Raw genomic sequence first — 23,788 nt, forward strand, 5'->3', positions numbered from 1 at the left:
TTCTCAAGAGGCGGAAAGTCCGTTCCAACATGCGGACGCCGCTCGCGGAGCGGCGGGGGTTTGGGTCGCAGTCGGAGGATCGGCGCCCGGGGGACCGCAGAGAGCAGGCGTCGTTGCCTGCGGTGTCTACGGCTCATGCCCGGCGGAAAAGGAATCGAAACCGCCGAGTAACGGCTACTTATGTGGAGCCCTGTATAGGGACTCATTTTACGTCCGCGGAGGGGTTCCGCCCAGAGACGCCGGCCAAGACGTACGTCACACGGATGGCGCCCAGGTCACGGGCATGACCCCGCGCACACCCCGGACCGTCCACGCGCAATGCCGGACAGGCGCCACAACCGAGTCCGTCCGGCTTGCGAGGGCATATTGCGAACAAAACGACGACCGCAGGCCCGGTCACGCTCCCATGCGGAGCGAATGGGTCTCCCCTGCTCGAGCGAAGCCGAGAGTTCGGGGAAGACCGACGGCAGTGCCGCATATGTGTGTGCCGCACCCCGCGAGCCCGGCCTGATCCGAACGAGCGACCTCAAGGGTTGTCCCGCAATCCCTGACGGATCGGCGCGCGGCGCCGGATGCGGCGCATCGCAAGGCGGAGGGGCGTCCTTGGATGGGGTCTCCCCCTGCTCGAAAGGAGTTGAGAGCTTGGGGAAGGAGCTACCAGGGCTTTTGGCCAACGCGGCGAGCGGGCGTGCTGGGCGGCGCGACGGGGCAAAGCTTGCCGGGAGGGGCACTAGTGCCCGACGGCCACGCCGAACACCATGCCCAGCCCGTACGTGACCGCCGCAGCCGCACCACCGAGCACCAGCTGCCGTAGCCCGCTGAACCACCAGCTGCGCGCCGTCACCCTGGCCACCACCGCGCCGCAGCCGAAGAGCCCGATGAGCGCCAGCAGCACCGCGGGCCACAGGGTGTGCGCTCCGAGCAGATACGGCAGTACGGGCAGCAGCGCACCCAGTGCGAACGCACCGAACGACGACACAGCGGCGACGAGCGGCGACGGCAGATCGCTCGGGTCGATGCCGAGTTCCTCGCGGGCGTGTATTTCCAGGGCCTGCTCCGGATCGCGGGACAGCTGCCGGGCGACCTCGCGGGCGAGTCCGGGCTCGACGCCGCGGGACTCGTACAGCGCGGCGAGCTCTTCCATCTCGTCCACCGGATGCTTGCGCAATTCGCGGCGCTCGACATCGAGTTCGGCCTCGACGAGCTCTCGTTGCGAAGCGACGGAGGTGTACTCGCCGGCCGCCATGGAGAACGCGCCGGCGGCCAGGCCCGCCAGACCGGTGATCACGAGCGTCTGCTGGGACACCGAGCCGCCCGCGACGCCGGTCATCAGCGCGAGGTTGGAGACGAGCCCGTCCATCGCGCCGAAGACCGCCGGGCGCAGCCAGCCGCCGTTCACATCACGGTGGGTGTGGTTGTCACGGTGCGCCTCGTGCAGGACGGCGTCGGTCTCGATGATGGACACAGCTCTCCCCTTCTCCGGCAGCGGGATTCACTCGCCCCGCCCCCTCAACACCATCGAAAGTACGCACGAAAAGAGCCCCCCGCCAGCAAGCCAGGCCGTACTTACCTGCCCTCTGACCAGGTAAGTACGGCCTGCCTCAGGAGAGGGATCCCGTCATCCGACTGGCCCTTTTGTCACGCTTATCGGCCTTTGTCGGGTCTCCGTGTGGCACAGATCGGACAGGTACGAGAACTGGCTCGGTACGAGCGAAGGGTCGACGCGATGGAGTCGATTGCGGGTAATCCGGCGGAGCGGCGGACGGGCCGTACGAGCGCGGGCGGAACAGGTGCGGGCGCAGGCGGTGCGGCGGAGGCCGCACCGTACGACGCGGACACACCCGGCACGGGCCGATCAGCCCATGCGGACCACGCGGACGATGCCGAGCGCCTCGACCGGGCCGACCGGGCCCGCGGCGCGCTCCTGGGACTCGCCGTGGGTGACGCCCTGGGTGCACCGGCGGAGAACCTGCGGCCGTCCGAGATCCGCCGCCGCTGGGGCCGGATCGAGGGCTTCGTCAGCGACGACCCGGCAGGCACCGATGACACGGAGTACGCGATCTTCTCCGGGCTGCTGCTCGCCCGGCACGGTTCGGCGCTGACCGTCACCCATGTCGAGCGGGCCTGGCACCTGTGGATCGCCGACCTGGACGAGGGGCCGTTCCGCGGCGCCGGGTTCAGCGAGCGCGGCACGCTGGAGAACCTGCGCCGGGGTCTCGCCGCCCCGATCTCCGCCCAGCACCGGCACGCCTGGAGCGACGGACTCGCGATGCGGGCGGCGCCGTTCGGTGTGTTCGCGGCGGGCCGGCCCGCGGAGGCCGCGCGCCTGGTCGCGGTCGACGGTCGGGTCAGCCACGACGGCGAGGGCATCTACGGCGGCCAGGCGGTGGCGGCCGGAGTGGCCGCCGCGATGGTCGGTGCGGGGGTCGCGTCCGTGATCGCGGCCGCGCTGTCCGTCGTACCGATGGACTCCTGGACGGCGCGCTCGCTGCGCCGCGCGGTGGCGGCCGCCCAGCGCGCGTATCCCGACCGCCTCACCACGGAGCGGGCCGTGCGCTCCGCGGTGGTGGTCGGCGGATATCCATGGACGGATCTGGCTCCGGAGGCGGTCGGCCTGGCGTTCGGCGCGTTCGCGGCGGCGCGCGGCGATTTCCGTACGGCGGTGCTGACCGCGGTCAACATGGGCCGCGACGCGGACACGACGGCGGCCGTGGCGGGAGCGCTGGCCGGGGCACTGCACGGGGTGTCCGCGATCCCGCGGATCTGGGGCGAGGCGATCGGACCGGTCCGGGGCAGCTGTCTGCCGTCGATGCGGGGCTACCACGTCCTGGACATCGCGGAGCTGCTCACGCCGGACGAGGCGGACCCGATGGGCGGGACCGGCAAGGCGGGCTGGGCAGTCGGCGGCACGGAACCGGTGGCCGGGGCAGTCGGCGGCACAGGCGAACCGGCGGTGGTGGTGTCATGACCACTGCACGCGACACTCGCCGCACCGGCGACCCCGCCCCCCTCCCTGCCCGGCCCCTGCCCGGGCGCCGCGCCCGGATCGAGGGACTGCTCCTCGGGCTCGCCTCGGGGGATGCCGCGGGGTGGCCCGCCGCGCGCCACCGGGCGGCCCGGATGCCGGAGTGGACCCGGCGCCTCACCCGGGAGCTCGACACCTTCGCCGAGCAGAACGCCACCACCACCCTGCCCGTGCCGATCGCCCTCAACCAGCCGCCCGAGCCGCTGCGGCTCGGGCCGTCGGACGATGCCGAATGGGCCGCGTTCGCCGCCGGGACCGTGCTCGCCTCGGAGGCGGGGTCGCTGCACCACCTCTCCCCCGAGCGCCGGATGCAGGCCGCCATCGACCTCTCCTGGAACGCACTGGCCGCCGAGGTCGCCGCAGCTGCCGCGCAGGCGCCGGAGGTCGAGTCGGCGGTCCTCCCCCTGCGCGCCCGGATCTCGGTCCGGGCCGGGCTCGGCAATCTCGCCGCCGGGCTGCGGCCGCCCGCCACCGGCCACGACAACCCGCACTATTTCGACGACGCGGCCTGTGTCCGGGCCGCCGTGCTGGCGGTCGTCCACCCCGGCGAGCCCGGACCCGCCGCCGAACTCGCCGAGTTCGATGCCCGGTACACCCAGGACGGCGACGGTGTGCACGGTGCCCGTGCGATGGCTGCCGCGATCGCCGAGGCGCTGGGCGGGGCCGATGTCGACGCCGTGGTGAACGCCGCACTCGCCCAGCTCCCCGACGGCACCGAGATCGCCCGCAATGCCGCCCACGCCGTCCGGATCGCCCGGGACTTCGTCGGCGAGGCGGCGGGCGCCTTCGCGCTCGTACCGGTGCTGGAGCATCAGATCGTCGATCATGTGTACAGCTACGGGATCGCCGCCGCCGAGACCGTGCCGGTCGCGCTCGCCCTCGCCACCGCCGCCCGGGGCGAGATCGCCCAGGCTATTCCGGCGGCGGCCTGTCTGTCGCGGGTCGCGGACTCGGCGCCCGCCCTGGCCGGTGCGCTGACCGGCGCGCTCGGCGGTATCGCCGCCGTCCCGGACGGCTGGCGCGAGGCCTGCCGCACGCTCGCCGGGTGTGCGCTGCCCCGACTCGCGGGCACGGATCTCATCGAACTCGCCGGGCTGCTGACAGACACGGAACCAGCCCCTCCAGGTGGACAATTCGGGCATGACGCCCATGAAGCTCATGTCGCCCACAGGAAACAAACAGCCCACCGCGCTCGCCCTCGATGAACGGATCGGCGGCGCCCTCGTCGGCGCCGCCGTCGGCGACGCGCTCGGCGGCCCGGTCGAGGGCCGGTCCGCCGAGCAGATCGTCGAACGCCACGGCGGCCGGGTCACCGGCATCGTCGGCCCGTGGGACGGCGACGACTGGCGCACCGCCCGCCCCATCGCCCCGTACTGCAAGGGCGACGGGCACGTCACCGACGACACCTTGATGACCCATGCGCTGGTACGGGTGTACGGCGCCGTACGGGACCATCTCGACGCGTACTCCGTGGCCGACCACCTCGTACCGGAGCTGATCGCGAACCCCCGCTGGATTCCGGAGCTGCAGGCCGAGGCGCTGCCACTGCAACGGGTCTTCCTCGCCGAGAAGTGGATCGTCGCCCGGCTCCACTACGGCCATGTCGATCCGCGCGAGGCGGGCTCCGGAAACATCGTGAACTGTGGTGCGGCGATGTACATGGCGCCGGTGGGCCTGGTCAACGCCGCGCATCCGCGGGCCGCGTACGCCGAGGCGCTGGACCTCACGGGCGCCCATCAGTCGTCGTACGGGAGGGAGGCGGCCGGGGTCTTCGCGGCGGCCGTCGCCGCCGCCTGCGCCCCGGACGCGACGCCCGCCACCGTCGTCGACACCTGTCTGTCGCTCGCCAAGGACGGGACCCGGGCCGCCATCGAGGCCGTGTGCGAAGTGGCCGTCCAGCACCAGGACTTCGAGACGGCGCTGGCACCGCTGCGTGCCGCGGTGGCCCCCTTCGACACCGTCGGACCCGACTACCGCTCCCCGTCCCTCGGCGCCCGCCGACCGTCCCGGCTGCACGCCGTCGAGGAGCTCCCGATCGCCCTCGGGATGCTGCTCGTCGCGGACGGCGACTACCGGCACGCGGTGCTCGGATCGGTGAACTACGGCCGCGACTGCGACTCGATCGCCACGATGAGCGGCGCGCTCGCGGGCGCGCTGCACGGCGAAGCGGCAATCCCCGCCACCTGGGTGAAAACGGTGGCGGAGGCCAGCCGCCTCGATCTGCACGCACCGGCGCGGACGCTGACGGATGTCGCCCGCGAGGTGTTCGTGCGGGACACCGCCCGGCGGCGTGCGCACGAGGCGGCGTTCGCGACACTGGCAGGCACACCATGACCGTGCGGGTCACCTGGGTGCAGCCCGAGGACCTGATCGGGCACGAACTGCGCCAGGCGGCCGAGGACGGCCGGGACGCGCGGCACATCGAGCGCCGGTGGTACGCGGCGGGCGGCGCACCCGCCCCGGAGCGCGCGGGCGCATCGAAATCCCCCGCGCCACCCGCCCTGCGCGCGCTCGCCGAGCGTCTGCTCGACGAACTCGCCGGGCTCACCTCGCCGCTGCATGTCGACGAGCCGACGGATCTCGCCGCGATCCGAGCGGCCTGCCCGTACTGGCCGGAGCCCCGCACGCCGCCTCCACCGGCCGGTACGGCCCCGCTGGAGGCGGCGTGGCTGGGGCGTGCGGCCGGCTGCCTGCTCGGCAAACCCGTCGAGAAGCTGCCCCTCGCGGGGATCCGTGCGCTGGCCCGGGCCACCGGGAACTGGCCGCTCGCCGCCTGGTTCACCGCGAAGGGCCTGCCCGCCGGACTGGCAGCCGCCCACCCCTGGAACCGTCGCTCCGCACCCACCTCGCTCGCCGAGAACATCGACGGGATGCCGGAGGACGACGACCTCAACCACCCGCTCCTGACCCTGCTGTTGATCCAGCGGCACGGGCCTTCCTTCGGTACCGCCGATCTCGCCCGGCTCTGGCTCGACGAACTCCCCGCGGGCCGTACGTTCACCGCCGAACGGGTCGCGTACCGCAATCTGCTCGACGGCATCGAACCGCCGGACACCGCCCGGCACCGCAACCCGTTCCGGGAGTGGATCGGCGCCCAGATCCGCGCCGACGTGCACGGCTGGACCCACCCCGGCGACCCGGCGGCCGCCGCCGAGCAGGCACACCGGGACGCGGTCCTCACACACACCGGCAACGGTGTGTACGGGGCGATGTTCACCGCCGCGGCGCTCGCCGAGGCGGCCGGTGGCGACGCGGATGTGCACGGCTGTCTGGCGGCCGGTCTGCGCGTCGTGCCGCCCCGCTCGCGGTTTGCGCACGCGGTCCGCACCGGGATCGACGCGGCCCGCGGTGAGGCGGACTTCGACGAGGTCGTCGACCGGCTGCACGCCGAGTTCGGCGCGTACCACTGGGTCCATGTACTGCCCAACGCCGCGCTGCTCGCCGCCGCCCTCACCCACGCCGACGGCGACTTCTCCGACTCCATCTGCCGTGCGGTGGAAGGTGGTTGGGACACCGACTCGAACGGTGCGACCGCCGGCTCACTGACCGGTCTGCTGGCCGGCCGGCCCGGGGCACTGCCCGACCGATGGACCACCCCGCTGGGGAACCGGCTCACCACATCCGTTCCCGGATTCGACTCCATCGGCTTCGACGCACTCGCCGAAATGACCCACCGGCTCATCCACGAGGAGGCACGCCGCCCATGACCGGCATCGCGGTGCTCGGCAGTACCCATATGGACCTTGTCGCCTACGTCGCACGGGCTCCGCAGCGCGGAGAAACCGTCACCGGACGGGAGTTCCGCACCGTCCCCGGCGGCAAGGGCGCGAACCAGGCCGTCGCCGCCGCCCGCGCGGGCGGCGACCTGATGATGATCGGCACGGTCGGTGACGACGCGTACGGGGCGCAGCTGCGGTCCGGACTGGAGCACGCGGGCGTGGACACCACCGTGGACACCACCGGCGCCGGGGACACCTTCGTCGGCATGCTCGCCGTGGCGCTCGGCGAGGGGCGTTCCGCGCCGGAGGCACTGGCCTGGGCGTCGTCCGCCGCCGCGCTCCGTGTGCAGAAGCCGGGTGCCTCGACCTCCATGCCGTACCGCAGCGAGATCGACGCCGCATGACCGCGCCCGGGGAAGCGCCCCTCACCGGTCTGCGGGTCCTCGACCTCGCCACGCTCTTCGCAGGCCCCCTCGCGGCCACCATGCTCGGTGACTTCGGCGCCGAGGTGATCAAGGTCGAGCATCCGCGCAGACCCGATCCGTCGCGCGGGCACGGCCCGGCGAAGGACGGCATCGGCCTGTGGTGGAAGCTGCTCGGCCGCAACAAACGCAATCTGACCCTCGACCTCTCCGCCCCCGGCGGGCGCGACGTCCTGCTGCGGCTGGCCGCGTCCACCGATGTGATCATCGAGAACTTCCGGCCGGGGACGCTGGAACGGTGGGGCGTCGGCTGGGAGGAACTGCACGCCGTCAACCCGCGGCTGGTGCTCACCCGGGTCACCGGCTTCGGCCAGTTCGGCCCGTACGCGCACCGCGCCGGCTTCGGCACTCTCGCCGAGGCCATGAGCGGGTTCGCCGCGATCACCGGGGAGCCGGACGGGCCGCCGACCCTGCCGCCCTTCGGGCTCGCCGACTCGATCGCGGCACTCGCCACCGCGTACGCCGTGATGGCGGCGCTGGCCGGGCGGGACCGCACCGGGGAGGGGCAGGTCGTCGACATGGCGATCATCGAGCCGATCCTGACCGTGCTCGGCCCGCAGCCGATCTGGTACGACCAGCTCGGATACGTCCAGGAACGCACCGGTAACCGCTCGCGCAACAACGCCCCACGCAATACGTACCGCACGTCCGACGGTCTGTGGGTCGCCGTGTCCACGTCCGCCCAGTCGATCGCCGAACGGGTGATGCATCTGGTCGGCCGCGCGGAACTGATCGACGAGCCGTGGTTCGCGTCCGGCGCCACCCGCGCCGACCACTCCGACGAACTCGACGAGGCGGTCGGCAACTGGATCGCCCGGCACACCCGCGACGACGCGATCTCCGCGTTCGAGAAGGCGGAGGCAGCCATCGCGCCGATCCATGGCATCCGGGACGTGATGGATGACCCGCAGTACCGGGCCCTGGACTCCATCACCGAGGTCCCCGACCCGGAGCTGGGCCCGCTGCGCATGCAGAACGTCCTCTTCCGGCTGTCCGGGACCCCGGGGGCGATCCGCTGGGCGGGCCGGCCGCACGGCGCGGACACCGACGAGATCCTCGCCGGGCTCGGTCTGACCGATCCGGAGATCGCCGCACTGCGAGCGGGGAGCGTGCTGTGACGGTGGCGGCAGCGGTGCCTCTGACCTGGCTGTACGTCCCCGGGGACCGGCCGGACGTGGTGCGCAAGGCGCGCGACTCGGGCGCGGACGTGGTGATCGTCGACCTGGAGGACGCGGTCGCGCCGGACCGCAAGGCGTATGCACGGTCCGCCACTGCCGAACTCCTCGCCGAACCGCTCGCCGGCACGGACGGTGTGCCGATGCACGTCCGGGTCCACACCGAAACCGACATCCTGGCCCTGGCCGGACTGCCCGGCCTGGCCGGACTGCGGCTGCCCAAGATCACGCATGCCGCGACCGTCCATCACATCGCGGCTCTGGCCCCCGGCGTCGCGCTCTGTCCGCTGCTGGAGTCGGCGCTCGGCATCGAGCACGCGTACACGATCGCGGCGTCCCACCCCCAGGTCCGCTCCATCGCCATCGGCGAGATCGATCTCCGGGCCGATCTGGGCGTACGGGACGACATGGGTCTGGACTGGTCGCGCAGCCGGGTGGTGGTTGCCGCCCGCGCGGCGGGGCTCGCCCCGCCGACCCAGTCGGTGTTCCCGGACGTCCTGGACCTGGACGGGCTGTGGCAGTCCTGCGTGCACGGGAGGGCGCTGGGGTTCGTCGGCCGGGCGGCGATCCACCCCCGGCAGCTGCCGGTCATCGAACGGGCATTCCGGCCGACGGCGGAGGAGATCGAGGCGGCGCAGGAGATCGTGGCGGCGGCACTGACGGACGCGGGTGCGCTGGCGCTGCCGGACGGCCGCTTCGTGGACGCGGCGGTGGTGGCCTCGGCCCGCCGGACGCTGGCGCTGGCGGAACGGGTGGGGTGACGGCGGAAGATCCAGCCCCTCCGGCGATCGAGGAGCGGGGGTCCGGGCGCACGGACCCCGGTGGGGGAACAGCGAAAGGCCCCGAGCCGTTTGGTTCGGGGCCTTTCGTACAGATGGGTGGCGTCAGGCTTTCTTCACTGTCTCTGCGGTGCCGTTCTTCTCCGGCGCCTCGGCATCGGGCGCCTCCGCATCCGGCACCTCGGCATCGAGCGCCTCCGCATCGAGCGCCTTCGCATCGCCGACGCCGTCGCCGTCACGGTCCGCGTCACCGGCGGCGTCCGCGTCGGGCGCCGCGTCCTCGACGCCCTCGGTGTCCTCGGCCGCTCCCGGCTCGACGATCTCCTCGCGCCCCGGCCGTACCTTCGCCGAGATCACGAAGTACGTCACCGCCAGCACGAACACGATGAGTGCGGTCCACACGTTCAGGCGCAGGCCCAGGATGTGGTGCGCCTCGTCGACCCGCATGTACTCGATCCAGGCGCGACCCGCGCAGTACGCCGCGACGTACAGCGCGAACACCCGCCCGTGTCCGAGCTTGAAGCGGCGGTCCGCCCAGATCACCAGCAGGGCGACGCCCACGCACCACAGCGACTCGTACAGGAACGTCGGGTGGTACGTGCCGGCGACCCGGTTGGGACCTTCGCTGATCTTCAGTGCCCACGGCAGATCCGTCGGCTTGCCGTACAGCTCCTGGTTGAACCAGTTGCCCCAGCGGCCGAACGCCTGGGCGATGGCGATGCAGGGGGCGAGCGCGTCGGCCCAGGCGGGCAGCGGGATCCCTCGACGGCGGCAGCCGATCCAGGCGCCGACCGCGCCGAGCGCGATCGCGCCCCAGATACCGAGGCCTCCCTGCCAGATCTTGAAGGCGTTGACCCAGTCCTCGCCGTCGCTGAAGTACATCTGGTAGTCGGTGATGACGTGGTAGAGCCGGCCGCCGACGAGACCGAAGGGCACGGCCCAGACGGCGATGTCGGCCACCGTGCCGGCTCTGCCGCCCCGGGCGGTCCAGCGCTTGTTGCCGAGCCAGACGGCGACAAACACACCGATGATGATGCAGAACGCGTAGCCGCGAAGCGGGATCGGGCCGAGATTGATCACGCCGGTCGACGGGCTGGGAATGTAGGCAAGGTCCATGGCAGGGTCGACGCTACCTTGCCGGGCGGGAGGTGCGGCAACCCGCCCGACAACTTCTGGGTAACGAGCCGGTCATCTGTCCCCACCCGGCCGACCCGGAGCCCACGTCCGCGGAGTGGCTCAGGAAACGGACGGCGACGGGGTGACCTTCGCCGGCTGCTTGCCCTTGTTCGCCTCGGCGACCCACTTCTTCAGGTTCGCCACGGTGATCGGTTCGTTCCCCTTCTTCGGGAAGATCGATTCACCGTTGAGGAGCGCGGTCGGTGTGCCCGTGAATCCACCGTTCTGGAACGCGGTGTTGGACTTCTGGACCCAGGTGTTGTGCGTGCCGTCCTCCACACAACTGCGGAAGGCGGGCGTGTCGAGGCCCGGGACCTTGCCCGCCAGATCGATCAGCTTGCTGCTCTTGCCGAAAGCGTCGTCGGTCTCCGGCGGCTGATTGCGGTAGAGGACGTCGTGGTACGCGGAGAATTTCCCGACGTCCTGTGCGCAGGCGGCCGCATTGGCCGCGTCCAGGGAACCGGTGCCACCGAGGTTGCCGTCGATGAGCGTGGCCAGGTGGTACTGGACCTTGATCTGTCCGGTGTTTTCCAGCTCGTGGATCGTTTCCCGGAACGCATTCTCGAACTGGGCACAGACCGGGCAGCGGAAGTCCTCCCAGACCGTGAGCGTGGACGGGGCGTCGTCCGCACCCACCTGGATGACCAGGCTGTCCTTGCCGGTCGCCCCCGACGGTGCTACCGCGGGCCCCGACTTGCTCGCCTTGTTGCCCTTGCCCCCCGAATTCGCGGCGATCACGCCGATGACGGCGGCCAGCGCCAGCACACCCACCACGGCGGCCGAGACGATCAGCGTGCGCCGGCGGCGCTCGCGCGCCTTCGCCTGCTCGCGCTGCTGGACGAGCCGGTCGCGCGCGGCCCTTTTTCCCTCTTGGTTCTTCTCGCTCACACCCGCAGCAACGAACCGGGGAGGCACGTGCGTGCCTCCCCGGCCCCAGGTCCACCCGGATGGATTACACCCGATGTCAGCGCTTTCGAACGCCTTCGGCCAATTCGCCCGCCAATGAGCGGACCGCGGCGAGACCGGACGCCTCGTCGGGGGCGTCCAGGATCCGCTTGACGAAGGCGGAGCCCACGATCACCCCGTCGGCGAAGACGGCGACCTCGGCGGCCTGCTGGGCGTTGGAGACGCCGAGGCCGACGCAGACCGGGAGCTCGGTGGTGGCGCGGGTGCGCCGGACCAGGTCCTGGGCCTGCTCGCCGACCGATTCGCGGGTGCCGGTGACCCCCATCAGCGAGGCCGCGTAGACGAAGCCGGAGCCGGCCGCGGTGATGGTGGTGAGGCGCTCGTCCTTGCTGCTCGGTGCGACGACGAAGACGGTCGCGAGACCGTGCTTGTCGGCGTGCTCGCGCCACACCGAGGACTCCTGGACCGGCAGGTCGGGCAGGATGCACCCGGCGCCGCCCGCCTCGGCGAGCTCGGCGGTGAACCGCTCGATGCCGTACCGGTCGATGGGGTTCCAGTACGTCATGACAAGGATCGGGGCGCCGGTCGCCTCGTACGCCTCGCGGACCGTACGCATCACGTCGGCGATCTTCACGCCGCCGCGCAGAGCGATGTCGTCGGCGGTCTGGATGACCGGCCCGTCGAGCACGGGGTCGCTGTGCGGCAGGCCCACCTCGACGACATCGGCGCCACCGGCGACAACGGCCTTGACGGCCTCGATGCCGCCGTCGACCGTCGGGAACCCGGCCGGCAGGTAGGCGATGAGCGCGGCACGGTCCTCCGCCTTGGCGGCGGCGAGGACGGCGCTCAACAGCTCGATGTTGCCACTCACTTGGCGTCCTCCTCGATCTCGGCGTCGCCGTTCCCCGCGTCCGCCTCGACGGTCGCGTCCACGTCGTACAGCCCGAAGTAGCGGGCCGCCGTGTCCATGTCCTTGTCGCCGCGGCCGGACAGGTTGACCACGAGCAGCCCGTCCTTGCCGAGCTCCTTGCCGACCTCCAGGGCTCCGGCCAGCGCGTGGGCGCTCTCGATGGCCGGGATGATCCCTTCGGTGCGGGAGAGCAGCAGCAGCGCCTGCATGGCGGCGCCGTCGGTGACCGCGCGGTACTCGCCGCGGCCGATGTCCTTGAGGTACGCGTGCTCGGGGCCGATGCCCGGGTAGTCCAGACCGGCCGAGATGGAGTACGGCTCGGTGATCTGGCCCTCGTCGTCCTGGAGGACGTAACTGCGCGAGCCGTGCAGGATGCCGGGCTCGCCCGCGGTCAGGGTCGCCGCGTGCTCGCCGGTCTCCACGCCGTGTCCGGCGGGCTCGCAGCCGATCAGCCGGACGTGCGCGTCCGGGATGAAGGCGTGGAACAGGCCGATGGCGTTGGAGCCGCCGCCGACACAGGCGATCGCGGCGTCCGGCAGCCGGCCGGTCCGTTCCAGGACCTGCCGTCGGGCCTCGACGCCGATGACGCGGTGGAAGTCTCGGACCATCGCGGGGAAGGGGTGCGGGCCCGCGACCGTACCGAAGAGGTAGTGGGTGCGGTCCACATTGGCGACCCAGTCGCGGAACGCCTCGTTGATGGCGTCCTTGAGCGTGCGGGAGCCGGATTTCACGGCGACGACCTCGGCGCCGAGCATCCGCATCCGCGCCACGTTCAGCGCCTGCCGCTCGGTGTCGATCTCACCCATGTAGATGGTGCATTCGAGGCCGAAGAGGGCGCACGCGGTCGCGGTGGCGACGCCGTGCTGGCCGGCGCCGGTCTCGGCGATGACCCGGGTCTTGCCCATGCGCTTGGTGAGCAGCGCCTGACCCAGCACGTTGTTGATCTTGTGCGAGCCGGTGTGGTTCAGGTCCTCGCGCTTGAGGAAGATCCGGGCGCCGCCCGCGTGCTCGGCGAAGCGCGGAATCTCGGTCAGGGCGCTCGGCCGGCCGGTGTAATTGACCATGAGCTCATTGAGCTCGGCGGCGAAGGCCGGGTCGTGTTTGGCCTTGTCGTACTCGACGGCGACCTCGTCCACGGCGGCGACGAGCGCCTCCGGGATGAACTTGCCGCCGAACGCGCCGAAGTAGCCCTCGGCGCTGGGGATCAGACCCTCGGGGTCCGGAATGAAGAAGTCAGATGACATCCGACGTGCTCCTCGTCATGGCAACGGGTGGGTTCACCGTATGCGCCGTGAGCAGAGCGCCGCCGCGACCGGGAACGGTCGGACGGTGCGGTCGTACGTACGAGAGGGTGGTGCGAGTACGTCGGCCGGGGCTCGCTACAGCGCGGTCCCCGTGCGCCATCGCATGCCGTTGACCTGGCCGGGCTCGTCGCCGATCACGTACCGCACCCGCCGGCCGTGCACGCGGCGCGCGGGGGCGCGGCAGCCGCGGGGGCGGCAGCCGCGCGCCAGCGGCGCGTGCGGGTCCCGGGCAGCCGTCACCATGGCCAGGCGCAGGCGCGGCCGGGTGCGGGGCAGGGGACGGTCGGCGGACATGGTGCGGGTCAGTCCCGTCCGTGCCGCAGGGCCGGGTGGGCGCCCGCGGCGACCAGGTCGGCGACAGCGGCCCGCGGGTCGCGGCCGGTGACCAGGGACTCGCCGACGAGTACGGCGTCGGCGCCGGCGTTGGCGTAGGCGATGAGGTCGTGCGGGCCGCGGACGCCGGACTCGGCGACCTTGACGATGCCCGCCGGGATCTCGGGGGCGACACGCTCGAAGGTGGAGCGGTCGACCTTGAGGTCCTTCAGATTGCGCGCGTTGACACCGATGATCTTCGCTCCGGCGTCGACGGCACGCTCTGCCTCCTCCTCGTCGTGCGCCTCGACCAGCGGCGTGAGGCCGATGGACTCGGCGCGCTCGATCAGGGAGACGAGGGCCTCCTGGTCGAGGGCGGCGACGATCAGCAGAGCGAGGTCGGCGCCGTAGGCGCGGGCCTCCCAGAGCTGGTACGAGGTGACGATGAAGTCCTTGCGCAGGATCGGGATGTCGACCTTGGCGCGGACGGCTTCCAGGTCGGCGAGCGAACCGCCGAAGCGGCGCTCCTCGGTGAGGACGGAGATGACGGACGCGCCACCGGCCTCGTAGTCCGCGGCGAGCGCGGCCGGGTCGGCGATCGCGGCCAGGGCCCCCTTGGAGGGACTGGAGCGCTTGACCTCGCAGATGACGGTCACGCCCTCGCCGCGCAGGGCGGCGACTCCGTCCTTGGCCGCCGGAGCGCGCGCCGCGCGTTCCTTGAGTTCGTCGAGGCTGACACGCGCCTGCCGCTCTGCGAGGTCGGCGCGGACGCCGTCGATGATCTCGTCGAGCACACTCACGCGAGCGGCCCCCTTCCGGGACGGTGATGAGGGAACAGGATCAGCCATCTCGATGGTATCCGCAGGAGGGCCGAGGGCCCACATCCGGCCGCCGAATGTCCCACAAGCTGGGCATTCACGGCGCCAGTACTGATCCGAACGGCAGATTCCGGACGACGGTGAAGATCAGCAGCACGGCGCCGATCCCCCACCAGTAGGCCGGTGCGAGGTTGATCCGTACGGGCATTCCTCTGCTCGCGCGGACGATCCAGACCACCCAGACGGCGGCGAAGATCGCGTAGCCGACGACGGCGAGGGCATTGAAGCCGAAGGCGGCGGCGATATCGCCGTGGGCAACGGCGTGGGCGCTGCGCAGCCCGCCGCAGCCGGGGCAGAACAGGCCGGTGACCTGCAGCATCGGGCAGACCGGGTAGTGGCCCGGCTGGTTGGGGTCGACGGCGCCGACGTAGCCGAAGGCCGCGATGACGGCCGCCATGACCGCCACCGGGGTGGCGAGCTGTCGGAAGGGTGACGCGGGCACGGGCGCCGGCGGGAAGGCCGGCGCCGGCTGACCGGGTGCCGGCACGAAGTCCGGCGCGGGCTGTCGACCGGACGGGCCCGGTGCGGCTGCGGGAGAAGGCGAGGCGTCCACCCGGTGATTGTCCCCTCTCACGCGGAAAGGCGCAGCCCGGCCCGGGCTGCGCCTTTCACGATGTTCCGGCCGGCGTCAGGAAGACGTCTGGGCCTGCCCGGCTCGCGCCCGGGCGGCGGCCATCTCGGGCGACTCCTTCGGCATGCCGAGGCCGGCGGCCTTCATCGCGAGACCGACGATTCCGCCGATGAGGATGATCGCCATACCGGCCCAGAAGCCGAGCGGGTTGGCCGCGACCATGAAGACGCCTGCGACGCAGAAGCCGATGAACGAGATGATGACACCGGTCCAGGCGGCCGGGGTGTGTCCGTGGCTGCTGCCCGCCATGAGTTGCTCCTCGTTGGTGTTGCGCTGTGGGTATCGCTGTACGCAAAGCTGGTGGCGCTGTGCTGCCGCTGTGCAGAAAGCGTCAGAACCATTGTCCCGTACGGACGGGTACGACGTGTGCTGGGGGTCGCACCCGGGACGTGTCCCCCCGGTCACGCCCCGCTCGCGCCGGGAGGTCCTTCAGTGCGTCGGGTCCTCGCCGCGGTCCAGTGCCTTCCACAGGTCCTCGGGCCGGTCCGGGTCCGGGGCGGTGCGGGGGGCCTTGCGGGGGCGCGGGGTGCCGTCGCGTTCGTACCGCCCCGACATGGTCGGCCAGAGCTTCCCGTACCGCAGGGCGAGCAGCCCTGCGATGAGGATCAGCAGTCCGCCGGCGGCGGTGACGTACGGCCAGGCGGTGTGGCTGAGGGCGTCGATGGTGGCGGAGGTGTCGCCGGTGGTCTGCGCCGCCTTCTCGTCGAGGGCGGCGCTGTCGGAGGCGCCGAGGTAGGCGCTCAGTCCGGCACCGAGGCCGCTGAGGGCGAGCAGCCCGGCGACGAGCAGCCGGCCGGCGCTGCGGACGGCGAAGACGGCGACGAGGGCGGCCAGACCGACGATGGCGAGGGCCGCCGGGAGTCCGGTGACGTCCTGGCCGTCGGCGCTCAGAGGCAGGGTGCCGCCGCCGACGGCGGCCTTGCCCTCGGCCCAGGTCTGGCCGGAGGCGAGGAGGACGACGGTGGCACCGACCGCCCCGAGAAGCAGGCCGGCGGCCAGGCTGCGGCGGCTTCCCGGGGCGTCGGGCGCGGTGGCGGCCTGGGCACGGGGCTGGGGTACGGGGACAGCACTCACGTACCCCACTATCCCCTACGGGTTCAGCCCGAGCGGCACATGGGGGGTGGGTGAAGGAGCGGGGTCCGGTGCGTGCAACTGCAAGGCGGAGGAAGGAGTAGACGCGAAGGGGGTCCCCCTATGCCTTGAGGGCTATGGGGGAGTCGGTGACTGACGACAACGCCGCAGATGTGCGCACCGGGGCACGCGACGCCGCCCCCCATGTGCCGGTCGGGCTTCACCGTTCGTGGAGGCGGTTCGCCGTATGCACGGCACGCAGGACCGCGGCAGCCTTGTTGCGGCATTCGGTGTCCTCGGCGACCGGGTCCGAGTCGGCGACGATTCCCGCTCCGGCCTGGACGTACGCGGTGCCGTCGCGCAGCAGAGCCGTACGGATCGCGATCGCGGTGTCGGAGTCCCCGGCGAAGTCGAGGTAGCCGACGCAGCCTCCGTACAGTCCGCGGCGGGTGGGTTCGAGCTCCTCGATGATCTGCATGGCCCGCGGCTTGGGGGCACCGGAGAGCGTCCCGGCCGGGAAGCACGCGGTCAGGACGTCGAAGGCGGTACGGCCTTCGGCGACGCGGCCGGTGACCGTGGAGACGATGTGCATCACGTGCGAGTACCGCTCGATCGACATGAAGTCGACGACCTCGACGCTGCCGGGCACGCAGACCCGTCCCAGGTCGTTGCGGCCGAGGTCGACGAGCATCAGGTGCTCGGCGCGTTCCTTCGGGTCGGCGAGGAGCTCGTCGGCGAGCGCCTGGTCCTCCTGCGGGGTGGCGCCGCGGTGCCTGGTCCCGGCGATCGGGTGGACCATCGCCCGCCCGTCCTCGACCTTGACGAGGGCTTCGGGGCTGGAACCCGCGACATCGAAGCCGTCGAACCGGAAGAGGTACATGTACGGCGACGGGTTGGTCGCGCGCAGCACCCGGTAGACGTCCAACGCACTTGCCGTGCACGGGGTTTCGAAGCGCTGGGACGGGACGACCTGGAACGCCTCGCCGGCCCTGATGCGCTCCTTCACGTCGAGGACGGCGTCCTGGAAGGCCTGGCCGCCCCAGAGCGCGGTGTGCGGCGGGAGCTCGGACGGCGGGAGGGTGGCGGGAGCGTTCTCGACGGGGCGGGAGAGGTCCGCCTCCATGGCGTCGAGCCGGGCGACGGCGTCGGCGTACGCCTCGTCGACGCCGGTCGCGAGGTCGTTGTGGTTGATCGCGTTGGCGATCAGCAGGACGCTGCCGTCCCAGTGGTCGAGGACGGCGAGGTCCGAGGTGAGGAGCATCGTCAGCTCGGGGAGCTGCAGGTCGTCGCCTCCGTGCTCGCCGATCCGCTCCAGTCGGCGCACGATGTCGTAACCGAGATAGCCGACCATGCCGCTGGTGAACGGCGGCATGCCGGAGTGCAGGTCGCGCGGGGTGTGCAGGGCCTCGACGGTGGCTCGCAGGGCGTCCAGCGGATCCCCGTCGACGGGGACGCCGACGGGCGGGGTGCCGAGCCAGTGCGCCTGCCCGTCGCGGACGGTGAGGGTGGCGGCGCTGCGGACGCCGATGAAGGAGTAGCGCGACCAGGCGCGGCCGTTCTCCGCGGATTCGAGGAGGAAGGTGCCGGTGCGCTCACCCGCGAGTTTGCGGTAGAGGCCGACCGGGGTGTCGCCGTCCGCGAGGAGCCGGCGGCTGACGGGGATGACGCGTCGGTCGACGGCGAGCTTGCGGAAGGTTTCGAGATCCATGGCGCCCGACCCTACTGCCCGAGCGGGAGGACGTCGGCGTCGAAGCAGGTGCGGTCGCCGGTGTGGCAGGCGGCACCCGTCTGGTCGACCTTGACGAGGACGGTGTCCGCGTCGCAGTCCAGGGCGACGGACTTGACCACCTGGATGTGGCCCGAGGTGTCGCCCTTGACCCAGTACTCCTGGCGGCTGCGGGACCAGTAGGTGCAGCGGCCGGTGGTGAGGGTGCGGTGCAGGGCCTCGTCGTCCATCCAGCCGAGCATGAGCACCTCGCCGGTGTCGTACTGCTGGGCGATGGCCGGGACCAGTCCGTCGGCGCCGCGCTTGAGGCGGGCGGCGATGGCGGGGTCCAGGCTGCTGGCGGGCGGGGTGCTGGGCGCGGGCATGCTGGTCATGGACCCCATTCTGCCGTGGTCGCGAGGGCGGTTCCGTGAGGCGTCCACTGGGCGGACCGCGGGACCCGGTCGTACGCTGGCGGTCATGTCGACTCATGCGAAGCGCGAACGACTTCTGCTTGCCGACCTGTTGGAGGCGGCGGGCCCCGAAGCCGCCACCCTGTGCCACGGCTGGACGGCCCGGGACCTGGCGGCCCATGTCGTGGTGCGCGAGCGCCGACCGGACGCGGCGGCCGGGGTGCTGCTGGGCCCGCTGAAGAACCGGCTCGAACGGGTACAGGCCGAGTTCGCCGAGAAGCCGTACGAGGAACTCATCCAGCTGATCCGTACGGGGCCGCCCCGGATGTCGCCGTTCGGGCTGAAGCAGCTGGACGAGGCGGCCAACACGGTGGAGTTCTACATCCACGCCGAGGATGTGCGCCGGGCGCAGCCCGACTGGTCGCAGCGGGAGCTGGACCCGGTCTTCGCCGATGCGCTCTGGTCGCGTATGGAGAAGGCGGCGCGGCTGTTCGGACGCAAGGCGCCGGTGGGTCTTGTGCTGCGCCGCCCGGACGGGCAGACCGCGGTGGCGCACAAGGGCACTCCGGTGGTGACGGTCACCGGCGAGCCGGGCGAACTGCTGCTGTTCGCGTCCGGGCGGCAGGACGCGGCCCGGGTGGAGGTCGAGGGTGACAAGGAGGCGGTGGCCCGGCTGCGGACGGCGGAGCTGGGGATGTAGGGCCTGTCCGGCGGATCAGGGTCGGACAGACCCCAAGACGTACGGGTCCGGGTCAGCGGGGGAGTTCCGCGCGGCGCAGCCGGGTGAAGACCAGACCGGCTGTCGCTCCCGCCGCGCTGACGGCGGCGCTGGTGACGAAGACCGGGCCCGTCCCCCAGGCGGCGACGGCGACTCCCGTGACCGGGTAGCTGAGCGGCGCGATCGCGTGGGTGAAGAGCGTCGAGACCGAGGTGACCCGGCCGAGGTAGGCGGGGTCGGCGGCGGTCTGGGTCAGGGCGCCGCACAGCGCACCCCCGAGGCCCCCGAAGAGCCCGACGCAGACGGCGACGGCGGCGGCGAAGCCCACCGAGGGGGCGTAGGCCAGGGCCGCTATGGCGACCGCACCCACGATCACGGTCAGGCACATCATCAGCCCGGCCCGTGGCACCCGGCCGCGCACGGCGAGCAGCAGGGCCGACGCACCGGCTCCGATGCCGAACGCGGCGACGATCCAGCCCATGCCGGACGCGCCCCAGCCGCGCTCGCGGGCGAGCAGGATCAGCCCGAGGTTGGCCGGCCCCGCGAAGCCCAGTTCGCTGAGGGCGACGGTGAGCATCAGCGGTCCGAGCACCGGATGACGGCGGATGTGGCGCAGCCCGTCGGCCAGGTCGTGCCAGGCGGTGCCGGACGGTTCGGCGGATTCCCTGGCGGGCAGTGGGCTGATCCGCAGGGACAGGAGCAGCGGCAGCGATACGGCGAAGAGCACCCCGGCCGCGGCGAACGCGAGCCTCGGCCCGCCTACGGCCACCGCGACGCCACCGAGCGGCGCTCCGACGACATTGGCGCCGCGCGAGGCGAGTCCGCGCAGCCCCTGGACGCGGGCCAGCTGTCCGGCGGCGGTGATCCGGGGCGGCAGGGCGCCCACGGCGGGCAGGAAGAGGGCGTCGACCACGCCGAAGACGAGCGCGATGGCGATCAGCATCCACACGGCGGGCGAGGTGACCAGCAGCGCACCCGCCAGACCCAGGACGACCAGGCAGCGGGCGGCGTCGCTACCGATGACGACGCGGCGCGGTCCGATCCGGTCGGCGAGCACTCCCCCGCCGAGCATCAGCAGGGCCCTGGGTATGGAGCCGACGGCGAGGACGAGTCCGGTCTGAGTGGCGCTGCCGGCACGGGCGGCGGCCCAGGCGAGTGCCATGTAGTAGACGCTGTCGCCGATCATCGAGGCCGCGTACGCGCCCAGCCAGCGCAGGACGTTTCCGTCGCGGTGGGCGGGGCGTTCCGGAGCTTTCTTGGCTGTGACGGTGACGGTCATGAGGGTCGTCCTCCCGGGGCGGCTGCTCAGGTGCGGAACGGGAATGCGTACAGGTGCATGGCGACGTTCTCGCGCCCTTCCGTGTCCCCGGCCTCATCGCGGGTGCGGCCGAGTTCCTCGTACCGGTCGATCAGCTCGTGCACCTCGCGGCTGAGCGCGGAGAGCTCCTCGACGGTGAGCCGGGCCAGGTACTCGGAGCTGGAGGCGGCGCTGCGCCACTCCAGCGACCAGCTCTGGGCCGAGTCGAGGTAGCGGCGGTACAGCTCGATGTGCTGGTCGAACGAGAGCCGGCCGACGGCGGCGTGCGTGGCGACCTTCTCGGGCGCGTCGCTGAAGTCCTCGTCGTGGAAGTTCAGTCCCTTCGAGGCGGGCTGCCACCAGCGCTCGCGACCGTCCCTGCCCTGCTGCTCGGCCTCCTCGATCAGACCGTGGTCGGCGAGCTTGCGCAGGTGGTAGCTGACCAGCGAGACCGCCTCGTCGACCTGCTCGGCGAGCTGGGAGGCGGTGGCCTGACGGGAGATGTAGAGCGCCCGGTAGAGCTTCATCCGCAGGGGGTGCGCGAACGCCTTCAGGGTCTCCAGATCCGAGATCCGGCGCGGTTCATTGCTTGCCATGCCTTCACCGTAGATAGGAAATGAAACTTGCGCAATCTTTATTGCGCAATAGAAGTTGCGGGATCTCGGGCGGCCCTGTTGCCGCGAAGGGGGGCGAGACGGCCCTCAAAACGCCGATCGCCGGACGAGCCACAATCGGCTCGTCCGGCGATCGATGAGTGCTGCGGTCAGCGGACCGGGTGCCCGGCCTCCCGCAGCGCCTCCTTGACCTCGGAGATCCGCAGATCGCCGAAGTGGAAGACGGACGCGGCGAGCACCGCGTCGGCGCCCGCCGCGATGGCCGGCGCGAAGTCCGCGAGCCGCCCCGCGCCGCCGGAGGCGATGACGGGGACGGTGACGTGTGTGCGGACCGCCGCGATCATCTCGGTGTCGTAGCCGTCCTTCGTGCCGTCGGCGTCCATCGAGTTGAGCAGGATCTCGCCCGCGCCCAGCTCGGCGGCCCGGTGCGCCCACTCGACGGCGTCGATGCCGGTGCCCTTGCGGCCGCCGTGCGTGGTGACCTCGAAGGTGCCCGCCGGGGTACGCCGGGCGTCGACGGACAGCACGAGGACCTGCCGGCCGAACCGCTCGGCGATCTCCCGGATGAGGTCCGGGCGGGCGATCGCCGCGGTGTTGACGCCGACCTTGTCGGCGCCGGCCCGCAGCAGTTTGTCGACGTCGTCGGCGGTACGGACACCGCCGCCGACCGTGAGCGGGATGAAGACCTGCTCCGCGGTGCGGCGCACCACGTCGTAGGTCGTCTCCCGGTCGCCGCTGGACGCGGTGATGTCGAGGAAGGTCAGCTCGTCGGCGCCCTCGGCGTCGTACAGCTTGGCCATCTCGACGGGGTCACCCGCGTCGCGCAGGTTCTGGAAGTTGACACCCTTGACGACCCGGCCGTTGTCGACGTCCAGGCACGGGATGACACGTACCGCGAGACTCATTGCGCACCTTCCCGGTAGGCCTCGATCTCGACTTCGACGACCAGGCTGGGATCGACGAAACCGGAGACGATGATCATGGAAGCGGCGGGGCGGACGTCATCGAACAGCTCCTTGTGGGCGCGGCCGACCTCGTCCACGTCCCGGGCGTGCGTGATGTACATCCGGGTACGGACGACGTCCTCGCGGCCCAGCCCCACCTGCTTCAGCGCGTCGAAGGCGACCTTGAAGGAGGCGACGGCCTGCTCGTACGGGCCGCCCGCGGAGATCTGTCCGTTGACGATCGACGTGCAGCCGGCGACCAGGACCAGCCCGTTCGGCAGCTGCACCGCGCGGGAGTAGCCGAACTTGTCCTCCCAGGGGGCGCCGGAGGAGATGCGGTTGACGGAGTCGGTCATCCGGAGACCACCTGCAGCGCCTCTTCGAGGGTGAACGCCTTCGCGTACAGCGCCTTGCCGACGATCGCGCCCTCGACACCGTCCGGCACGAGCGAGGCGATCGCCCGCAGGTCGTCCAGCGAGGACACGCCGCCGGAGGCGACGACGGGCTTGTCGGTGGCGGCGCAGACGTTCTTCAGGAGCTCCAGGTTGGGGCCCTGGAGCGTGCCGTCCTTGGCGATGTCGGTGACGACATAGCGGGCACAGCCCTCGGAGTCGAGGCGGGCGAGCGTCTCGTAGAGGTCGCCGCCGTCGCGGGTCCAGCCGCGGCCGCGGAGCGTCGTACCGCGGACGTCGAGGCCGACGGCGATCTTGTCGCCGTGCTCGGCGATGACCTTGGCGACCCACTCGGGGGTCTCCAGCGCGGCGGTGCCGAGGTTGACCCGGGTGCAGCCGGTGGCAAGGGCGGCGGCGAGCGAGGCGTCGTCACGGATGCCGCCGGACAGCTCGACCTTGATGTCCATGGAGCGGGCGACCTCGGCGATCTGCGCCCGGTTGTCACCGGTGCCGAACGCGGCGTCCAGGTCGACGAGATGCAGCCACTCGGCGCCCGCCTTCTGCCAGGCGAGGGCGGCCTGCAGGGGGTCTCCGTACGAGGTCTCGGAGCCGGACTCGCCGTGCACGAGACGGACGGCCTGGCCGTCGCGGACGTCGACGGCGGGGAGAAGCTCAAGCGTGGTGGACATCAGAGTGTTCCGATCCAGTTGGTCAGCAGCTGGGCGCCGGCATCGCCGGACTTCTCGGGGTGGAACTGGGTGGCCCACAGAGCGCCGTTCTCCACCGCGGCGACGAACGGCTCACCGTGGGTGGCCCAGGTGACCCGGGGGGCGCGGATCCGGGCGTTCGTGACTTCGAGGCTCCAGTCGTGCACCGCGTACGAGTGCACGAAGTAGAACCGCGCCTCGGGGTCGAGACCGGCGAAGAGCTCGGAGTCCTCGGGGGAGCGCACGGTGTTCCAGCCCATGTGCGGGACGACCGGGGCCTTCAGCGGGGCGACGGTGCCGGGCCACTCGTCGAGGCCCTCCGTCTCCACGCCGTGCTCGATGCCGCGCTCGAAGAGGATCTGCATGCCGACACAGATGCCCATCACGGGGCGGCCGCCGGAGAGCCTGCGGCCGATGATCCATTCGCCGCGGGCCTTCTTCAGCCCGTCCATGCAGGCGGAGAACGCGCCGACGCCGGGCACCAGCAGCCCGTCGGCGTTCATCGCCCGGTCGAAGTCACGGGTGATCTCGACGTCCGCGCCGACGCGGGCGAGGGCGCGCTCGGCGGAACGGACGTTGCCGAAGCCGTAGTCGAAGACGACGACCTTCTTCTTCTCGCTCACAGGTCGC

Annotated in this window: 26 protein-coding genes; 8 read left to right on the forward strand and 18 right to left on the reverse strand. The window is 71.9% G+C overall.

Going from position 1 to position 23,788, the window contains the following annotated elements; translation table 11 throughout:
• Window positions 1-730: 730 nt before the first annotated feature.
• Window positions 731-1,465, reverse strand: coding sequence for a VIT1/CCC1 transporter family protein (locus tag ACGFSA_RS17825; RefSeq protein ID WP_393305182.1), 735 nt, complete (start codon window positions 1,463-1,465; stop codon window positions 731-733).
• A gap of 261 nt (window positions 1,466-1,726) precedes the next feature.
• On the opposite strand from ACGFSA_RS17825, the gene ACGFSA_RS17830 reads away from it, so the two are divergent.
• From ACGFSA_RS17830 to ACGFSA_RS17860, 7 genes are read left to right on the forward strand one after another with little or no spacing between them, the layout of a single operon-like run.
• On the forward strand, window positions 1,727-2,968 hold the full coding sequence (locus tag ACGFSA_RS17830) for an ADP-ribosylglycohydrolase family protein (protein ID WP_393305316.1): 1,242 nt from the start codon (window positions 1,727-1,729) through the stop codon (window positions 2,966-2,968).
• A complete protein-coding gene (locus tag ACGFSA_RS17835) occupies window positions 2,965-4,230 on the forward strand; it encodes an ADP-ribosylglycohydrolase family protein (protein ID WP_393305184.1) in 1,266 nt (421 codons plus the stop codon). Before ACGFSA_RS17830 ends, ACGFSA_RS17835 begins: the two co-directional genes overlap by 4 nt.
• Window positions 4,166-5,359: an ADP-ribosylglycohydrolase family protein gene (locus ACGFSA_RS17840; protein ID WP_393305186.1), complete on the forward strand. Its 1,194-nt coding sequence runs from the start codon at window positions 4,166-4,168 to the stop codon at window positions 5,357-5,359. The genes ACGFSA_RS17835 and ACGFSA_RS17840 overlap by 65 nt, the downstream gene beginning before the upstream one ends.
• Complete coding sequence (locus ACGFSA_RS17845) at window positions 5,356-6,732, forward strand: ADP-ribosylglycohydrolase family protein (RefSeq protein ID WP_393305188.1); 1,377 nt, start codon at window positions 5,356-5,358, stop codon at window positions 6,730-6,732. Before ACGFSA_RS17840 ends, ACGFSA_RS17845 begins: the two co-directional genes overlap by 4 nt.
• The gene (locus ACGFSA_RS17850) at window positions 6,729-7,148 is read left to right on the forward strand and encodes a PfkB family carbohydrate kinase (RefSeq protein ID WP_393305190.1); all 420 of its coding nucleotides are present in this window, start codon (window positions 6,729-6,731) and stop codon (window positions 7,146-7,148) included. The genes ACGFSA_RS17845 and ACGFSA_RS17850 overlap by 4 nt, the downstream gene beginning before the upstream one ends.
• Window positions 7,145-8,344, forward strand: a complete 1,200-nt coding sequence (locus ACGFSA_RS17855; RefSeq protein ID WP_393305192.1) for a CaiB/BaiF CoA transferase family protein — start codon at window positions 7,145-7,147, stop codon at window positions 8,342-8,344. The genes ACGFSA_RS17850 and ACGFSA_RS17855 overlap by 4 nt, the downstream gene beginning before the upstream one ends.
• Before the next feature lie 2 nt (window positions 8,345-8,346).
• The gene (locus tag ACGFSA_RS17860) at window positions 8,347-9,162 is read left to right on the forward strand and encodes an HpcH/HpaI aldolase/citrate lyase family protein (protein ID WP_393305318.1); all 816 of its coding nucleotides are present in this window, start codon (window positions 8,347-8,349) and stop codon (window positions 9,160-9,162) included.
• A gap of 123 nt (window positions 9,163-9,285) precedes the next feature.
• On the opposite strand, the gene lgt is transcribed toward ACGFSA_RS17860, so the two are convergent.
• From lgt to hisI, 11 genes are all read right to left on the reverse strand, one after another.
• Complete coding sequence (gene lgt, locus ACGFSA_RS17865; protein WP_393305194.1) at window positions 9,286-10,296, reverse strand: prolipoprotein diacylglyceryl transferase; 1,011 nt, start codon at window positions 10,294-10,296, stop codon at window positions 9,286-9,288.
• 120 nt (window positions 10,297-10,416) lie between these two features.
• The gene (locus tag ACGFSA_RS17870) at window positions 10,417-11,244 is read right to left on the reverse strand and encodes a thioredoxin domain-containing protein (protein ID WP_393305196.1); all 828 of its coding nucleotides are present in this window, start codon (window positions 11,242-11,244) and stop codon (window positions 10,417-10,419) included.
• 76 nt (window positions 11,245-11,320) lie between these two features.
• Entirely contained in the window at window positions 11,321-12,133 is an 813-nt protein-coding gene (gene trpA / locus ACGFSA_RS17875) for a tryptophan synthase subunit alpha (protein WP_393305198.1), read from the reverse strand.
• A complete protein-coding gene (gene trpB / locus ACGFSA_RS17880; RefSeq protein WP_393305200.1) occupies window positions 12,130-13,416 on the reverse strand; it encodes a tryptophan synthase subunit beta in 1,287 nt (428 codons plus the stop codon). Before trpB ends, trpA begins: the two co-directional genes overlap by 4 nt.
• 135 nt (window positions 13,417-13,551) lie before the next feature.
• Window positions 13,552-13,770, reverse strand: coding sequence for a tryptophan biosynthesis modulator TrpM (gene trpM, locus ACGFSA_RS17885; RefSeq protein WP_266986747.1), 219 nt, complete (start codon window positions 13,768-13,770; stop codon window positions 13,552-13,554).
• 8 nt (window positions 13,771-13,778) lie between these two features.
• Window positions 13,779-14,588 (reverse strand): indole-3-glycerol phosphate synthase TrpC, encoded by an 810-nt coding sequence (gene trpC, locus ACGFSA_RS17890; RefSeq protein WP_393305203.1) that lies wholly within the window; start codon window positions 14,586-14,588, stop codon window positions 13,779-13,781.
• A gap of 115 nt (window positions 14,589-14,703) precedes the next feature.
• On the reverse strand, window positions 14,704-15,219 hold the full coding sequence (locus tag ACGFSA_RS17895) for a DUF2752 domain-containing protein (protein ID WP_393305205.1): 516 nt from the start codon (window positions 15,217-15,219) through the stop codon (window positions 14,704-14,706).
• A 75-nt stretch (window positions 15,220-15,294) separates the two neighbouring features.
• Window positions 15,295-15,546: an HGxxPAAW family protein gene (locus ACGFSA_RS17900; RefSeq protein ID WP_393305207.1), complete on the reverse strand. Its 252-nt coding sequence runs from the start codon at window positions 15,544-15,546 to the stop codon at window positions 15,295-15,297.
• 180 nt (window positions 15,547-15,726) lie between these two features.
• Complete coding sequence (locus tag ACGFSA_RS17905; RefSeq protein WP_393305209.1) at window positions 15,727-16,380, reverse strand: TIGR02234 family membrane protein; 654 nt, start codon at window positions 16,378-16,380, stop codon at window positions 15,727-15,729.
• 208 nt (window positions 16,381-16,588) lie between these two features.
• Window positions 16,589-18,076 (reverse strand): anthranilate synthase component I, encoded by a 1,488-nt coding sequence (locus ACGFSA_RS17910; protein WP_393305211.1) that lies wholly within the window; start codon window positions 18,074-18,076, stop codon window positions 16,589-16,591.
• 11 nt (window positions 18,077-18,087) lie between these two features.
• The gene (gene hisI / locus ACGFSA_RS17915; protein ID WP_266986735.1) at window positions 18,088-18,468 is read right to left on the reverse strand and encodes a phosphoribosyl-AMP cyclohydrolase; all 381 of its coding nucleotides are present in this window, start codon (window positions 18,466-18,468) and stop codon (window positions 18,088-18,090) included.
• Window positions 18,469-18,553: 85 nt separating this feature from the next.
• On the opposite strand from hisI, the gene ACGFSA_RS17920 reads away from it, so the two are divergent.
• Window positions 18,554-19,186, forward strand: a complete 633-nt coding sequence (locus ACGFSA_RS17920; RefSeq protein WP_393305214.1) for a TIGR03085 family metal-binding protein — start codon at window positions 18,554-18,556, stop codon at window positions 19,184-19,186.
• 52 nt (window positions 19,187-19,238) lie between these two features.
• On the opposite strand, the gene ACGFSA_RS17925 is transcribed toward ACGFSA_RS17920, so the two are convergent.
• The 6 genes from ACGFSA_RS17925 to hisH all read right to left on the reverse strand — a co-directional run bounded on the left by ACGFSA_RS17925 (window position 19,239) and on the right by hisH (window position 23,781).
• Window positions 19,239-20,483, reverse strand: coding sequence for an MFS transporter (locus ACGFSA_RS17925; protein WP_393305216.1), 1,245 nt, complete (start codon window positions 20,481-20,483; stop codon window positions 19,239-19,241).
• A 26-nt stretch (window positions 20,484-20,509) separates the two neighbouring features.
• Window positions 20,510-21,097, reverse strand: a complete 588-nt coding sequence (locus tag ACGFSA_RS17930) for an ArsR/SmtB family transcription factor (RefSeq protein WP_393305218.1) — start codon at window positions 21,095-21,097, stop codon at window positions 20,510-20,512.
• Window positions 21,098-21,264: 167 nt separating this feature from the next.
• Window positions 21,265-22,020 (reverse strand): imidazole glycerol phosphate synthase subunit HisF, encoded by a 756-nt coding sequence (hisF, locus tag ACGFSA_RS17935; protein WP_393305220.1) that lies wholly within the window; start codon window positions 22,018-22,020, stop codon window positions 21,265-21,267.
• A complete protein-coding gene (locus ACGFSA_RS17940) occupies window positions 22,017-22,415 on the reverse strand; it encodes a RidA family protein (protein ID WP_366690768.1) in 399 nt (132 codons plus the stop codon). The genes hisF and ACGFSA_RS17940 overlap by 4 nt, the downstream gene beginning before the upstream one ends.
• Complete coding sequence (gene priA, locus ACGFSA_RS17945) at window positions 22,412-23,140, reverse strand: bifunctional 1-(5-phosphoribosyl)-5-((5-phosphoribosylamino)methylideneamino)imidazole-4-carboxamide isomerase/phosphoribosylanthranilate isomerase PriA (protein WP_266986723.1); 729 nt, start codon at window positions 23,138-23,140, stop codon at window positions 22,412-22,414. The genes ACGFSA_RS17940 and priA overlap by 4 nt, the downstream gene beginning before the upstream one ends.
• Window positions 23,140-23,781, reverse strand: a complete 642-nt coding sequence (gene hisH, locus ACGFSA_RS17950) for an imidazole glycerol phosphate synthase subunit HisH (RefSeq protein WP_393305223.1) — start codon at window positions 23,779-23,781, stop codon at window positions 23,140-23,142. Before hisH ends, priA begins: the two co-directional genes overlap by 1 nt.
• Window positions 23,782-23,788 lie beyond the last annotated feature (7 nt).

This window comes from Streptomyces sp. NPDC048496 (assembly GCF_043200055.1).
Classification (GTDB): domain Bacteria; phylum Actinomycetota; class Actinomycetes; order Streptomycetales; family Streptomycetaceae; genus Streptomyces.

Excerpts from the sequence above, each read along its gene's own strand:
- ACGFSA_RS17920 (WP_393305214.1), top strand. The coding sequence starts at position 18,554 with ATGTCGACTCATGCGAAGCGCGAACGACTTCTGCTTGCCGACCTGTTG.
- ACGFSA_RS17840 (WP_393305186.1), top strand. The coding sequence starts at position 4,166 with ATGACGCCCATGAAGCTCATGTCGCCCACAGGAAACAAACAGCCCACC.
- ACGFSA_RS17930 (WP_393305218.1), bottom strand. The coding sequence starts at position 21,097 with ATGGCAAGCAATGAACCGCGCCGGATCTCGGATCTGGAGACCCTGAAG.
- ACGFSA_RS17940 (WP_366690768.1), bottom strand. The coding sequence starts at position 22,415 with ATGACCGACTCCGTCAACCGCATCTCCTCCGGCGCCCCCTGGGAGGAC.
- ACGFSA_RS17900 (WP_393305207.1), bottom strand. The coding sequence starts at position 15,546 with ATGGCGGGCAGCAGCCACGGACACACCCCGGCCGCCTGGACCGGTGTC.
- ACGFSA_RS17855 (WP_393305192.1), top strand. The coding sequence starts at position 7,145 with ATGACCGCGCCCGGGGAAGCGCCCCTCACCGGTCTGCGGGTCCTCGAC.
- ACGFSA_RS17850 (WP_393305190.1), top strand. The coding sequence starts at position 6,729 with ATGACCGGCATCGCGGTGCTCGGCAGTACCCATATGGACCTTGTCGCC.
- hisI (WP_266986735.1), bottom strand. The coding sequence starts at position 18,468 with ATGACCAGCATGCCCGCGCCCAGCACCCCGCCCGCCAGCAGCCTGGAC.
- ACGFSA_RS17830 (WP_393305316.1), top strand. The coding sequence starts at position 1,727 with ATGGAGTCGATTGCGGGTAATCCGGCGGAGCGGCGGACGGGCCGTACG.
- ACGFSA_RS17925 (WP_393305216.1), bottom strand. The coding sequence starts at position 20,483 with ATGACCGTCACCGTCACAGCCAAGAAAGCTCCGGAACGCCCCGCCCAC.
- hisF (WP_393305220.1), bottom strand. The coding sequence starts at position 22,020 with ATGAGTCTCGCGGTACGTGTCATCCCGTGCCTGGACGTCGACAACGGC.
- trpM (WP_266986747.1), bottom strand. The coding sequence starts at position 13,770 with ATGTCCGCCGACCGTCCCCTGCCCCGCACCCGGCCGCGCCTGCGCCTG.
- lgt (WP_393305194.1), bottom strand. The coding sequence starts at position 10,296 with ATGGACCTTGCCTACATTCCCAGCCCGTCGACCGGCGTGATCAATCTC.
- trpB (WP_393305200.1), bottom strand. The coding sequence starts at position 13,416 with ATGTCATCTGACTTCTTCATTCCGGACCCCGAGGGTCTGATCCCCAGC.
- ACGFSA_RS17910 (WP_393305211.1), bottom strand. The coding sequence starts at position 18,076 with ATGGATCTCGAAACCTTCCGCAAGCTCGCCGTCGACCGACGCGTCATC.
- priA (WP_266986723.1), bottom strand. The coding sequence starts at position 23,140 with ATGTCCACCACGCTTGAGCTTCTCCCCGCCGTCGACGTCCGCGACGGC.
- ACGFSA_RS17835 (WP_393305184.1), top strand. The coding sequence starts at position 2,965 with ATGACCACTGCACGCGACACTCGCCGCACCGGCGACCCCGCCCCCCTC.
- ACGFSA_RS17845 (WP_393305188.1), top strand. The coding sequence starts at position 5,356 with ATGACCGTGCGGGTCACCTGGGTGCAGCCCGAGGACCTGATCGGGCAC.